A 13,611-nucleotide genomic window follows, 5' to 3' on the forward strand; every position below is an offset into this window, starting at 1 on the left:
CGCCAGATCAATATCCCGCAAGAAATTCGGGCGGGCGGGACCACCGGTTATTTGCGTCTTCTGCCACGCTATCGATCCCGGTTTCCGGCCGTAAAGAGGCCGTGAATGCCTGTGGCCGTCAGACCGGCCGGGCAGCCGGGGATGGACAGCCCATGGACGGCGACGCTGCTCTAACGCGTTGAGCTATCGCAGGATTTTTTGCCCAGAAATGATTCCGATTTCCGGGGAAATGAAGTAGAACTCACCCCGTCCCGATCCCTTACGCGCACCCGGCGAGATACGAGTATCATGAGCATTGGTTCCAGCAAGGCAGCCTGGCCTTTCGGCGGCGGCGAGCTCGGTCAGCGCATCCGGGATTTTGACTGGACCTCGACATCGCTCGGTCCGATCGGCACCTGGCCCGCCAATCTGCGAATCAAGGTCAATTCCTTGATCAATTCGCCGATCCCGCAAGTACTGATGTGGGGTCCGGATCATGTGATGATCTACAATGACGCCTACCGCGAGATCGCCGGCGGCTATCACCCCCGGGCACTCGGCGGCAAGGTGCCGGAGATCTGGCCGGAAATCTGGGACTGGAACCGCCGCATCCTGGAGAGCGGCTTCAAGGGCGAGGTCCAGAGCTTTCGCGACCAGCCCATGGTGCTGCACCGGAACGGCCGGCCGGAAGAGATCGTCTTCGACCTGTTCTATACGCCGATCTACAATGACGAGGGTGGGGTCGATGGCGTGCTTTGCACGGTGCTCGAAAACACCGACCGGGTGCGGGCCGTGCGGGCGCTGGCCGAAAGCCAGGCGGAACTGAGCCGGATCACCGACGCGCTTCCCATTCTCGTCGGGTTCCTCGATGTCGATCATGTCTACCGGTTCGCCAACAAGGGCTATCTCGAATGGTTCGGCCATCCCGCGAACGCGGTCATCGGCCGGCACATCCGCGAGATCATCGGCGAGGACTATTATCGCAAACGCATCTCCTATCTCGAACGCGCCTTTGCCGGCGAGCCCGTCATTACGGATACGGTGATCCGCAGACCGGGCGGCGACCATCGGACCGCCGAAGTACGCTACATGCCGCGCCTGACGGATGCCGGCACGGTGGACGGTATCTACATCCTGATGATCGACATCGAGGATCGCAAGCGCGCCGAAAAGGAACTTCTGGCCAGCAACAACCGGTTTCGGGCCGCAGTTCACGCCGTGCACGGCGTTCTCTGGACCAACAGCGCCGATGGCCGGATGATCGGGCAGCAGCCGGGCTGGGCCGAGCTGACCGGGCAGCCTTACGAGGCCTATCAGGATTACGGCTGGGCGGACGCAGTGCATCCCGACGACCGCCAGGCGACAGTCGAAGCGTGGAATGCTGCCGTCGCCGACCGGCGCACCTTCATCTGGGAACATCGCGTGCGGCGGCATGATGGCGTCTGGCGGATGTTTGCCATTCGCGGCGTGCCCATCTTCGACGAGCAGGACGATATCACTGAGTGGGTCGGCGTTCACACGGATATCAGCGAGCAGCGGCAGGCCGAGGACGAACTGCGCCGGCATGCCGTGCATCTGGAGCGCCAGGTCCGCCACCGCCAGCGCGCCGAGGAGCAGCTGCGTCTGCTCAACGAGACGCTGGAGGCCCGCGTCGGCGAAGAGATCGCCGTGCGGCGGCAGGCGGAGCGGGCGCTGCAACAGGCCCAGAAAATGGAGACGATCGGCAAGCTCACCGGCGGCGTCGCCCATGATTTCAACAATCTGCTGCAGGTCGTCTCGGGCAATCTGCAGCTGCTTGCGAAAGACGTGGCCGGCAACGAACGCGCCGAGCGGCGGGTCGCCAATGCGCTGGCCGGCGTCAGCCGGGGCGCCAAGCTGGCAAGCCAGCTTCTGGCCTTCGGCCGAAGGCAGGCGCTGGAGCCGAAGGTCATCAATGTCGGGCGCTTCATGTCGGGCATGGACGATCTGCTGCGGCGCTCCATCGGCGAGGCCATCGAGCTGGAAACCATCGTCGCCGGCGGACTGTGGAACACATTCGTCGATCCGGTGCAGGTCGAGAACGCGGTGCTGAACCTCGCGATCAATGCGCGCGACGCCATGGAGGGCAATGGCAAGCTGACGATCGAGGTGGGCAATGCCTATCTCGACGACGATTATGTTCGCAACCATGCCGAGGTCGAGGCGGGCCAGTATGTCGTGCTGTCCGTCAGCGACACGGGATCGGGCATTGCGCCGGAAGTGCTGGAACAGGTGTTCGAACCGTTCTTCTCCACCAAGGCCGAGGGCAAGGGCAGCGGGCTCGGCCTGTCGATGGTCTACGGCTTCGTCAAGCAGTCGGGCGGCCATGTGAAGATCTACAGCGAGGTCGGGCACGGCACGACGGTCAAGCTCTACCTGCCCCGCGCCACGGCCAGCGAAGACCGCGAGGTGACGATCCAGTCCGGACCCGTCGTCGGCGGAACGGAAATGATCCTCGTGGTGGAGGATGACGACGAGGTGCGCAACACGGTCGTGGAGATGCTGAGCGATCTCGGCTACGGCGTGCTGAAGGCGACCAATGCGCAGAATGCGCTCAGCGTGGTGGAAAGCGGCTTCGCCATCGACCTGCTCTTCACCGACGTCGTCATGCCCGGACCGCTGAAAAGCGTTGACATGGCGCGCAAGGCCAAGGAGCGCCTGCCGGATATCGCCGTGCTCTTCACCTCGGGCTACACGGAGAACTCCATCGTCCATGGCGGACGGCTGGATGCAGGCGTGGAGCTTCTCTCCAAGCCCTATACCCGCGAAGCACTGGCGCGCAAAATCCGCCATGTCATCGCCAATCAGAAACAGCGTTCCGCCGTGAACACGCGGGTCGCCGGCACTGTCCCACCCGGCCCGGCCACGACGGCCTTGCCTGCGCCGATCGTCACGCCCGCGCCCGCGCCGGCACCGCTGACGGTTCTCGTCGTCGAGGACGATCCGCTGATCCGGGCCAACACCGTGGAGCTCGTCGAGAATTTCGGCCATGCCGTCATCGAAGCGGGCAATGCGCAGGAGGCGAGGGAGAAGCTTGCCGGCGCATCGGTCGATGTGCTCGTGACCGATCTCGGCCTTCCCGACGCATCGGGCGCAGAACTTGCCGCGGAAGCGCTGGCGATCAACCCCGCGCTCGGCATCGTCTTTGCAACAGGTAACGACCGGGCACCGGACGGTTCGCCGCCGGATGCAGTGCTGCTGCGCAAACCTTATGATGCGGACGGGCTGGAAGCGGCCATCAAGGCAGCAGCCCGGCGGGGACCTTCGGCCTGATTTTGCGACCGTAAACGCGGATAGACGCGGTTCAGCGGACGTTTTCCTGCGGCGGCGGCCTCACGCCTCCGCGGCAACCACGCTCCACAGGAGCTCCTCCGTGTTCAGGCCATCGCTGAACAGGGCCACGAGATAGGCAGCCTCGATTTCCGCCTTCGGGCCGGTACTGGGAATCTGGCGATGATCGCAGAGGCGCTGGAAGACGCGAAAGAGCATATCCATTTCCGTCGGCGTGATGACGGTGCCTTCCTGAAAAACATACGAACCCAGCATGACGTGCTCCCGGCTGCCATGCAGCAGCCTCTGTTGGCGAATGAGGCGTAAACCGTCTTCCCTGAAGACGGCGCGAGCCTTATGTCGCTCGCCTTCGTCAGGGCGCCGCCTCTACGCGCTATCCTCCGTTTGTGAGGTAACGTTCTCCCCGGCTATTTCAATATGTCGTGAAGGTTGTAGTATGGAGCGGGAGCAGCTTCGTAAAAACACAGGACTCTTCGCTGCCTCTTCAAGGCGCATTCTCGTTTAGAGGCTGCGTGCGTTTGGAGAGTTCTTGCGCTCTACACATTCCTTTTTTTCACGAGAGCCATTGTTTTTCCGTAAAACCGACCAAATGAGGTTTTACACTTTTTCTCAAACAGCCCTATTTTCCTCTGAGCCATATCCCAAATGTCTGAACTGGCTGCCCTTCGACCAGCAGCCGTAAAGAGAAGAGACTGAACCGATGTCCTGGCGTAACCAACCCATGCTGCCCGAGCATGTCGATCTCTGTCAGCGCGTCTACGACGCTGCTCGCAAGAAGCGCAAGATCGCGCCTGACAGCGATGCCAGCAACCCTGTCGCAGCTCTTGTCCTCACGCTCTATCGTCACGGGGTCCTTGAGGAAGAGGAGCTGCTGCGGCGCGTCTTGAAGGCACTTGACGAAAAGAACTGAGAGAGCAGCAGGCTCGAGTTCTCGACCTGAGGGTCGTGGCTCTGGGTTTATTGCAGGAACACGCGAACGCTGGCGGCCCGGCCCGCAGCGTCGATGACGGTCAGCGTGGAATAGCCGGCACCATCCGGCACCCACTGGTTGACGCGCCGCCGGGTGAGATCCGCCAGCGGTCGGCCATTGGCCAGCCAGCGAAATGGCGCCCGTCCACCCTGAAGTTTCAGCATCAGCGGCAGCGGCACGCCGGCGACATCCTTGCCGAGATCAACGCGCGCACCCTCCGGTGGATAGACGATCTGCGGTGCGGCTTCGCGGATGTTGGCGCGCAGGAGGCCGCTCGTTGTCATGGAAAAGCGGCGCTGGCTAATCGGCAGGTCCTGCGCCGCGATACGCACGGCGCCAGCCGGCGCGCGCGGCAGCGGTAAGCCCGCAATGCCCGATTTGGCAAAGGCCTCGAACAGGACCGGTGCCGCCGTCGCATAACCGGTGATGCCGGGCACGGCGCCGTTATCGGCGCGCCCGACCCAGACGCCGAGCACCGTCCGGCCATCATATCCGACCGACCAGGCATCGCGGTAGCCGTAGCTCGTGCCCGTCTTGTAGGCGATCCCACGGCGGGCGCTGCCGGTCGGCGGCAGGACGCCGGAGAGGATATCGGCAATCTGCCATGTCGCGGCCGGGTCCAGCATGGGTTCGCCGGCGATGGGCCCGGGCACCGAGTCGACCCCGTCGCCGAGCCGCACGGGCCGGCCCTCATTGGCAAGTCCGGCATAGAGCTGCACCAGATCGCGCAGCGTTACACCGAGACCGCCGAGCCCGATGGCAAGGCCCGGCGTCTCCTGCGGCGGCAGGATCGGGTTGATGCCCGCGCGCCGCATACGCAGCATCAAGCGGGATGGGCCGACCGCATCCAGGAGCCGGATGGCCGGGACGTTCAGCGACAGTTGCAGCGCCTGCCGGATGGTGACGTCGCCCTGGTAGGTCATGTCGAAATTGCGTGGGCGGTAGCCGAAGAAGTCGGCCGGCCGGTCTTCGATCACCGTTTCCTGCGACACCAGCCCCTCTTCGAAGGCCAGTCCGTAGATGAAGGGCTTCAGGGTCGATCCCGGCGAGCGCGGCACGCGGGTCATGTCGATCCAGCCCTTGCGGCTCGAATCGAGGTAATCCGCCGATCCCACCTCCGCGAGAATTTCCCCGGTCGCGGCGTCCGCCATGACCATGGCGACCGAGATGCGCGGACCGGCGCGCTCGGCCGCACTCTTCGCCACCGCCTCCAGCGCAGCCTGAACGGGCGCGACGAGCGTGGTATGAAGCGTGGGTGCGGCCGGCGCCTTGCGACGTGCGGTTTCGGCGAGGTGCGGGCTGAGCGTTGGTAGCGGTCGACGGCTTTCGGGCACACGCGTGACGGCTGCCCGCTCCGCCTCGCCCTCGCCGATAACAGCGGCAACGGCGGCGCGCTCCAGCACGCGGGCACGCGCGGCTTCCGCCGCTTCTGGGTGCCGGTCGGGACGCCGGCGCTCGGGCAGTTGCGGCAGGGCGACGAGAAGCGCCGCCTCCGCAACCGTCAACCGCCTCGGCTCTTTGCCGAAATAGGCAAGGCTTGCCGCGCGCACGCCTTCCAGATTGCCGCCATAGGGCGCGTGCGTGAGGTAGAGGTCGAGAATCTGCGCCTTGGTCAGCCGGCGCTCCAGCTGCCAGGCGCGGGCTATCTGTCGAAGCTTGGCACCGATCGAACGGCTTTCGCGTGGCTCGATCAGGCGGGCGACCTGCATGGAAAGCGTCGAGGCGCCCGAAACGATGCGGCCGTGGGTGACGAACTGCACGGCAGCGCGGGCGAGCGCGCGGACATCGATGCCCCCATGCTCGGCAAAGCGCCGGTCTTCGTAAGCGATGAGCATGCGGACGAATTGCGGATCGACATCCTGCGCCGTGGTCCGCAGGCGCCAGCGGCCATCGGCGGTCGCAAAAGCCCGCAACAGCCGGCCATCGCGATCGACCATTTCGGCCGAGGTCGAAAGCGCCGGTCCTTCGAGCGGTGGCGGATAGGCGTGATCCGCCGCATCGATAGCAAACACGACGCCGACGACAAGGCCAACCAGAATGCCGCCGCCGACAAGGCCGGCGGCGAACGTTCGGACGAGACCGCCAGAAAGGACGGATGGGCGCAACGACGGACGCATCACTCGACCGCCTGAACCTCCATGCGGCCCGTTGCCGTGCGCGCGGAGAATTGAGGGCGGTACATGTCCTCGACCGTTGCCGCGGGATGATCGTAGGTGCCGGGGGTGACGGCACGCACGACATAGGCAACCGTCATCTCGTTCGTATCGCCGGCGGCATGGTCGAAGGCGGCGACGAAGCGGTCACTGCGGAACTCGCTATGGGCCGCCTGCATTTCGCCCAGCCATTCGAAATTCGACAGCTTGGCACTGTCCACCAGCGTCGGATTGTCGATCTCGAACCCGGCGGGCAGAAGGTCGGTGACGAGAATACGGGCCGGGCCGGGGTTGAGATCGGTCGCCTTGATCACCACGACATAGCGTTCGTTCTGGCGGGCTTGGCTGACATTCGCGGGTTCGCCGTCGAGCGTGTAGTAGGTCCGCTCGATGGCATAGCCGTTGCCGCCGGCCGGTAGGGGGAAGGCGGGAGCGGCAACCGTCGTCACCGTCGCCGTTACCGGCTCCTTGCCGGCATTGGCGATGGTGACGGGACGGGCAAGGATCTCGTCGCCGGTCTTGCGGGCAGCAAAGGCGCCGGATGACACCACGCCGTCCACCGTCAAGGCGAGGCCTTCATCTCCGCCCGACACGGCACGAGCGGCGAGCAGCATCCACAATTGCTCCTGGGTGCTGGTGGTTGATGTGCGGTCCCATGCGGCCGCGACCTTCCTTGCGAGCGCAGGAATGATGGTCGGGACAGGGCGGCTTTCAGCCGCAAGCGTCAGAACCGCCGCATCGTCGCGAAGGGCGGAGCCGTAGTCCGACCGGGCAAGCTCCGAGATCTTCGCATCCTCGGACATCGTCGCTGCCTGCGAGAACACGCTCTCCGCTCGGTTCGCATCGCCATAAAGCGAGAGGGCGGCAGCCAGGTGACCCTTGGAAAGGGCCGTCGGGAATTCGCCGAGCTTCGTATCGACGTAGTAGCGCAGGTCGCTGATGGCGGCCTTGCGGTTGCGGGCGAGAACATAGAGCGCGTAGGCGATGCCATTGCCCTGCTCGGTCACGTTGACGTCGTAGGAAAGCGAGTTCTGCAGGTTGTCGAGCGCCTGCACCATGGCCTGCTCCGGCACGTCGAAGTTCTTTTCGCGAGCGCGGGTCAGGAACTCGGTCACGTAGCTGTCGAGCCAGAGATCGCCGGAACCGGGACCCCAGAGGCCGAAGCTGCCCGACGACGACTGGTAAGAGAGGACTCGGTGGATGGCATCCTGAACACGCGTGCGCACGTCGCCGTCTTCGGGAAGACCGGATTGGGCAGAGAGTTCGCTCAGATAGAGAAGCGGCAAAGCGCGGCTCGTCGTCTGCTCCGCGCAGCCATAGGGGTAGCGGTCGAGCACCATCAGAAGCGCCGGGATATCGAAGGCGGCAGCCCTGCTGACGCTGAGGCTGACGGACGCGCCGCGCAGCTGACTTTCCGCAAGCAGGCCCTCGTCCACGACGAGGCTCGCGCCGGGCTTCAGCTCGACCGGCAGACGCGTGGTGACCGGAAGCGAGGCGGGCCGGACAGGGATCGACAGCGTCTGGTCGAGCGACAATCCATCGGCCCCGGCGATCTTGACGGTAAACGTTCCATCGCCCGGATGCACGCCTTTCAGCGGCAGGGTCACATCGATATTCGAGCCGGCCGGAATGGCAAAGCTCTGGGCGAGCGACGCTATATCGACGGAGAGCGAGGGATCGGCCTCGACCGTGATCGTGAGATCGCCGGCCGGGGCATCGGTATTGGCGATATCGAGGCGCAGTTCGGCGCTGTCGCCGGGCGCCAGGAACTTCGGCAGGCTGGCGGTGACGACGACAGGATCGCGGATGACGACGTCGGCGCTCGCATGGCCCACGCCCGCTTTCGTCCAGGCCACGGCCATGACGCGCGCGGTGCCGTTGAATTGCGGAATGTCGAAACCGATAATGGCCTTGCCCTCGGCATCGAGCTTGACCGGACCGGAGAAGAAGGCGACCAGCTTTTCCGTGGGCGGGTTGCCCTGCAGCGCCATGGCACCGCCATCGCCGCCGGTGCGCAGACGTCCGGTCGCGCCCAGCGAGCCATCGATCAGGCGGCCGTAGAGATCGCGGATCTCGAGGCCGAGGCGGCGCTGGCCGAAGTACCAGCCATCGGGATCCGGCGCCTGGTAGCGCGTGAGGTTGAGAATGCCGACATCGACGGCGGCAAGCGTCACATAGGCTTCCTCGCCGACACCGGCGCCGGCAACGGTCACGGGGATGTTCAGCGTCTGCCGCGGCAGCGTCTTATCCGGCAGTGTCAGGGACACGTCGAGCTTGCGCTCGGCTGGATCGACCGACAGCCATTTGACGCCGATGGCGCGCATCGGCATCCGGCTTTCCTGCGCGTCACCCGGCCGATAAAGCGTCGCCGTGACATAGGCGCCGGCACCGAACGCCTCAGTGATCGGCAAAGCGATCTTGTCGCCGGTCGCGGGAATGGAAACGGTTTTGGTGGCGATCAGGGTTTCCGAACCGACGGTGACCAGCAGTTCGCCGGCAAATCGCGGCGAGACGTTGAGGGTCGCGGTTTCCCCAACCTTGTAGCTGTTCTTGTCGAGAGCGATCTCCAGGCCGTCGGGCGTCTCGGTGGAGGTCGCCGCGACGTAGAAGCCGGCATCGAACTCGACGCTCGAAACGGGATCGCCGCCGGGACCCGCAACCTCCAGCCGGAAACGGCCCCAGGTGACGGGAACGCTGACCGTGCCACCATCAGTCCCGGCATCGACCGTGCCGTTCGACAGAAGCTTGGTCGACAGGATGGGCTCGTAGCGCCACGCCGTACCTTCGCGATACCACTGGTACTGCCGCTCAACGCTCATGAGCTTCCACGTCAGGCCCGGCATCGCCTTGCGCGCGCCATCCGGCCCGACACCGATCACGTGGAACGTGCCGGTGGAATTCTCGGTGAGAGCACCACTGAAGTTCGGCTTGATGCCGATCCGGTCGGTCTCCGAGCGCACCGGAATCTCCAGCGTCCGCTCGACCGCCCGTCCGCCGGCTTCCTGAAGCCGGACGGCGATGGTGGCGTTGATGAGCTGGGTCGTGGCCGGGACATCGGAGAGATCGACATCGAAGCTCGCCTTGCCGTCCGCATCGAGCGGCGTCAGCATGTCGAGCGTCTGGCGGCTGTCCTCGGTGTTCTCCTCGTCCGCAAGGCCGAAGACGTAGCCGGGATAATCAGTGCTTTCATGCGTTGGCTTCAGGAGCACGTCGCCTTCGAGCTCAAGACCCGCCGCCGGCGCGCCATAGAGAAAACGGCCATCGACGGTGACCGGTACCGGCGTGCCGGGTGTGATAGCCTGCGCGGTGCTCTTGAGGTCGAATTCGATGCGATCCGGTACGAAATCATCGACCTGAAACGGTTTTTCGCTGATGGCCTTCGCTTTCGGATCGGTGAAGACCTGCACCGTCCAGGTACCGCGCATGGCATTCGGCTGCAGCGCCATATCGAGCGTGTAACCGCCGAGCTTGCTGTCGGACGACACGATCCGCCTGTCCTCCACGCCATCCGGGCGCAGGAAGACGAAGGTGAGCGGAAGGTTGGGAACGGCGGTCGCCGCGGGATCGCGGGCGAGCGCCGAAACATGGACCGTCTCCCCGGCCCGATAGATGCCGCGTTCCGTCCAGGTGAGCACATCGACGGCGCCCGGGGCCGGGCGGCCGGTAACACCGCGGTCGGACAGGTCGAAGCCGGCGCGCGTCATATCGAGGAAGACATAGTCGTCGGTGCCGGCACGGGCCGCGATGACGGCCGGCAGCGTGGCATCCCCACCGCGCAGGAGACCGGCGGCAAAGACGGCACGGCCATCGGCGTCGGTGGTTGCGGTGCCCAGCACCTCGTTGTTTTTCGCGACGAGTTCCAGCGCGACGCCGGACAAGGGGCGTGCCGACGAGAGCGAACGGGTGAACACGCTGAGGCCATCGGTGCCGGCAAAGGTCGAGAGGCCGATATCGGAGACGACGAACCATTGCGTGGCCCGATTGTCCCATTCGTTGGAGGCGCCGGTCGCTGAGACGGCCGTCAGCACGTAGACGCCGGGCTTGCGCTGCGGCAGCGCCTCGTCCACCGGAAAGCTGGTGACGACCTCCTTGTTGAGATCCGTCTGGAGGTCGATCGTGCCCTGCCAGACGAGTTCGCCGCTTTCGTCGCGAATGCGGTCGGCGCTGTAGCCGTCGAGCTGGGTCAGGAATTGCGAGTTCGTCAGCAGCTGGGCGATGTTGCGATCGCCGACGCGGTAGAGCTTGAGATTGGCGCTTGTCGTGTTGACCGACACGAGGGGAATGCCACGCCGCGCCGTCATCGGCAGCACGAAGCTATCGCCGGTGAAGCGCACCATGGCAGGGCGATCGGGAATGTAGAGATCGAGATCGACGGCCGCCTCGAGCGGCTCCTCGACCGACGAGGGAAGACCGGAGCGCAGCGCGAGCTTGTAGCGCTGACCGTGCAACAGGCCCTCGACGCAGATCTGACTGTCCTTCGCTTCGACCGCCTGCGGCGCGGCGCCATCCAGCGTCAGGAACGGCGTATAATCGACGCCCGGCTGCAGCGGCTCGGAAAACTGAACGCAGGCACGCGGCGAAACGGCTTCCGCCTCCACCGTATTCCCGATCACGCGAAAGCCGTTCTTGCTGCGCAGATCTGCAAAGGCGGCCCGTATCGTCGGGTTTTCCACCAGCGCAAGGCTTGCCTTGTAGGCTTCGAGCGCCGGGCGGAAACTTTCGGTGGCGGCAAGCGCCTGTGCCAGCATGGCCAGCGCGTCGGCGCGGTCGGTGGCGGTGCGCGACAGCTCGTAGCCATTGATGGCGGCAAGCGCCGACTGGTTGGCGACGGTCGCATTGCCAGTGATGAGGTTGGCGGTGCGGGAGGCCTGCGTCCACAAGCGGCCATCCTCGGCATCGATCGCGAGCGCGGCCATGAGGCTCTGGAGGGACGCCTCGTTGGCACCCTCCTGCCGCTCGCGGGCGGCCTGCGCAATCAGCGCCGCACGACCGGCGTCCGCGCGATCTTCCGGCACGGTAAGTGCGCGCTTGGCCTCGCGCGCCTGGGTTACCAATTCCTCCGACAGGAAGGGCAGCGAAAGGGCGGCACCGATATCCGGGCCGTCGCTTGCGGCATCCACGATCCGGCCGGCAACGGCGCCGGGGAAGGTGTTCAGCGTGTGGAAATCGGACTTGAGGAAGCACCACTTCACCTTGGGATTATAGGTGAAGGCGCGGCAGTTGCGATCAGCGATACAGACCTTCTCGCAATCGGCGAGCGACAGGTTCTGCTCCGTGCGCAGGTCGAAGCCGAAATAGTCGTGATCTCTCGTCGTCGCGACGGTTCGCCCCCCGGCGGCAGCGACCGAGATCACCGAACCGAGCAGCATAAACAGGCCCAAGGAGAACCGAAGTGTCGCGCGCATGCCGAATTTCCCCCGTAAGGTCCGGCCTGCTCAAGGCGGCCAGTTCCGGCGCCACTCTCTGTCCGGGCCCTGTCATTGTCAATCCAAAGGCACGTTCATAGAGGGATCGGCAGACCCTTCGGCAACCGCGCTGTCGCGTCAGCCGGCCTGGCGCTGCGGGCGGGCGCGCATGTCGATGAGCGTGGCTGCGGCATAGGTCTGGGCGACGATCTCGGGCACCAGATCGATATCCGGCAGGGAGCCGAGGCCGAGCGGACCGATGGCGAAGAGACCGAGGGAGCGGCCGCGCGCATCGAGAAGCTCGCCGGCCGGATTGACCGAGAGGCCGAGCTGGAGCTCGTCGGTGACGGCGAGCTGGTTGCGAAGGGCGGCCGCGATCACCGGCACATCCAGATCGGCCGACAGGCAGCGGCAATCGATGATGCGGTCGGCCGTGAACAGGCTTTCCGCCTGCTCGCCGGCCCAGCGGACCACGAGGCCTTGAGAGGACCTGCGCAGCGCAGTGCCACGCCGCAGTTCCGTCAGTCCGGCCCCAAGCTCGCGCTCCAGCCGGGCATGGACGTCGGCCGGCAACCGGTTGCGGTGGGCGTCGTAGATCGAGCGCAGATGCCGGTTGAACTGCCGCTTCTCGCTGGGCGGAAGGGACGACCAAAGCGAGCTTGCCCGCTTGCGGAGCCCGTTCATGGCCGCCTGCCAGCTCCAGCCGTTCTCCTCCGCTTCGGCACAGGCTTCGCGCACGAAGCGCAGGATGTGACGCAACTGCGACGGCATGGGCTGGGTCGGGAACACCGAATCGGCGGCAAGCCGCGTGTGCGGCTGGGGCAGGAATCCGCGGCGAGAGAGGATGGAGATCCGGCCGGCGAAGCCTGCGTCGCGCAGCTGCAGCACCTGATCCACCGCCCGCAGGCCGCTGCCCATGACGATCACGTGCTTCTCGACGCTTTGCGGCGTGGTGATCTCGCGGGTCAGCGCCCGCGCGACATCGCCGGCATCCGCCTTCAGGCCATAGCCCGTTGCCAGAATCACATCGTCGAACACCATGGCCCCACCATCGGCAAAGCCGAGGCGAACGCCACCATGATCGAGGCGGCAGATATCGTCGGCGATATCGTGCGACATCTGCACCGTGACATCGCGCCGCTGGGCGAGCGCCTCGGAAAAGCGCTGATAGACATAGTCGCTGAAGATCGATTTCGGCACGAAGATCTGCCCGAAGCCGGGAATGGCGGCGGAAACGGCATCGCGAAATTCGCTGCTCGCCTGCAGCCAGCGCGTGAAATCCTTCGGTTCCCCGGTCGCGACCGAGAGATCGCGCGCGCGGCTGTTGAGGATCTCCGTCGAGCGGGCGCCGGCCAGCGCCTGACCACCGCTGATGGTGGGAGCAGGGTCGAACAGGCGCAGCCGGAAGGGTTGCGTCACCGTCTTTAGAAGCGCGATCGCCATCATGATGCCGGAGAAACCACGGCCGACCACGGCTATATCGAGCGGGTCGCCGGATGCACGTCGGCCGGGCGCGGAAATGCCGTGAACCGTCATATCATTCCTCCCTTCCTGCCGCCTCCAGCAGGTGTCGGATCGTTGAACCGGATGCCCTCGCCCTGGTCGTCCTAGAGGACATTGCCTCGGGCGCATGCGTTCACACATATGCGGTCATGTCGTCAGTCGGGGATTACAACACGGGTTTCGCCCGCCATCAAGCGGTTTTCACGATCCGTTAACGTCTGCCATCGTCGGGTAGGACGGCGCGCGAGCGTTTCCACAACGAGAAAGGGGCCACTTTCGCAGCCCCTTTGGG

6 protein-coding genes are annotated in these 13,611 nt (G+C 65.3%); 2 read left to right on the top strand and 4 right to left on the bottom strand.

The features are described from left to right. Positions 1 to 288: 288 nt before the first annotated feature. Positions 289 to 3,270, top strand: a complete 2,982-nt coding sequence (locus C8J33_RS15275; protein WP_132664818.1) for a PAS domain-containing protein — start codon at positions 289 to 291, stop codon at positions 3,268 to 3,270. Positions 3,271 to 3,330: 60 nt separating this feature from the next. Here C8J33_RS15275 and C8J33_RS15280 read toward each other — a convergent pair whose 3' ends face one another. Then, positions 3,331 to 3,543, bottom strand: a complete 213-nt coding sequence (locus C8J33_RS15280; protein WP_110729813.1) for a hypothetical protein — start codon at positions 3,541 to 3,543, stop codon at positions 3,331 to 3,333. A 445-nt stretch (positions 3,544 to 3,988) separates the two neighbouring features. Here C8J33_RS15280 and C8J33_RS15285 point away from each other — a divergent pair, with 445 nt between their 5' ends. After that, positions 3,989 to 4,198 carry a hypothetical protein gene (locus C8J33_RS15285; RefSeq protein ID WP_132448759.1) on the top strand — a complete coding sequence of 70 codons (210 nt, stop codon included), beginning with the start codon at positions 3,989 to 3,991 and terminating at the stop codon, positions 4,196 to 4,198. A gap of 47 nt (positions 4,199 to 4,245) precedes the next feature. Here C8J33_RS15285 and pbpC read toward each other — a convergent pair whose 3' ends face one another. The 3 genes from pbpC to C8J33_RS15300 form a co-directional block, all read right to left on the bottom strand. Further along, on the bottom strand, positions 4,246 to 6,375 hold the full coding sequence (gene pbpC, locus C8J33_RS15290; RefSeq protein WP_132664819.1) for a penicillin-binding protein 1C: 2,130 nt from the start codon (positions 6,373 to 6,375) through the stop codon (positions 4,246 to 4,248). After that, positions 6,375 to 11,816: an alpha-2-macroglobulin family protein gene (locus C8J33_RS15295; protein WP_132664820.1), complete on the bottom strand. Its 5,442-nt coding sequence runs from the start codon at positions 11,814 to 11,816 to the stop codon at positions 6,375 to 6,377. Before C8J33_RS15295 ends, pbpC begins: the two co-directional genes overlap by 1 nt. A gap of 138 nt (positions 11,817 to 11,954) precedes the next feature. After that, positions 11,955 to 13,352 carry an FAD/NAD(P)-binding protein gene (locus tag C8J33_RS15300; RefSeq protein WP_132664821.1) on the bottom strand — a complete coding sequence of 466 codons (1,398 nt, stop codon included), beginning with the start codon at positions 13,350 to 13,352 and terminating at the stop codon, positions 11,955 to 11,957. Positions 13,353 to 13,611 lie beyond the last annotated feature (259 nt).

The organism is Rhizobium sp. PP-CC-3G-465 (assembly GCF_004343445.1).
In the GTDB taxonomy this organism is placed as follows: domain Bacteria; phylum Pseudomonadota; class Alphaproteobacteria; order Rhizobiales; family Rhizobiaceae; genus Ferranicluibacter; species Ferranicluibacter rubi.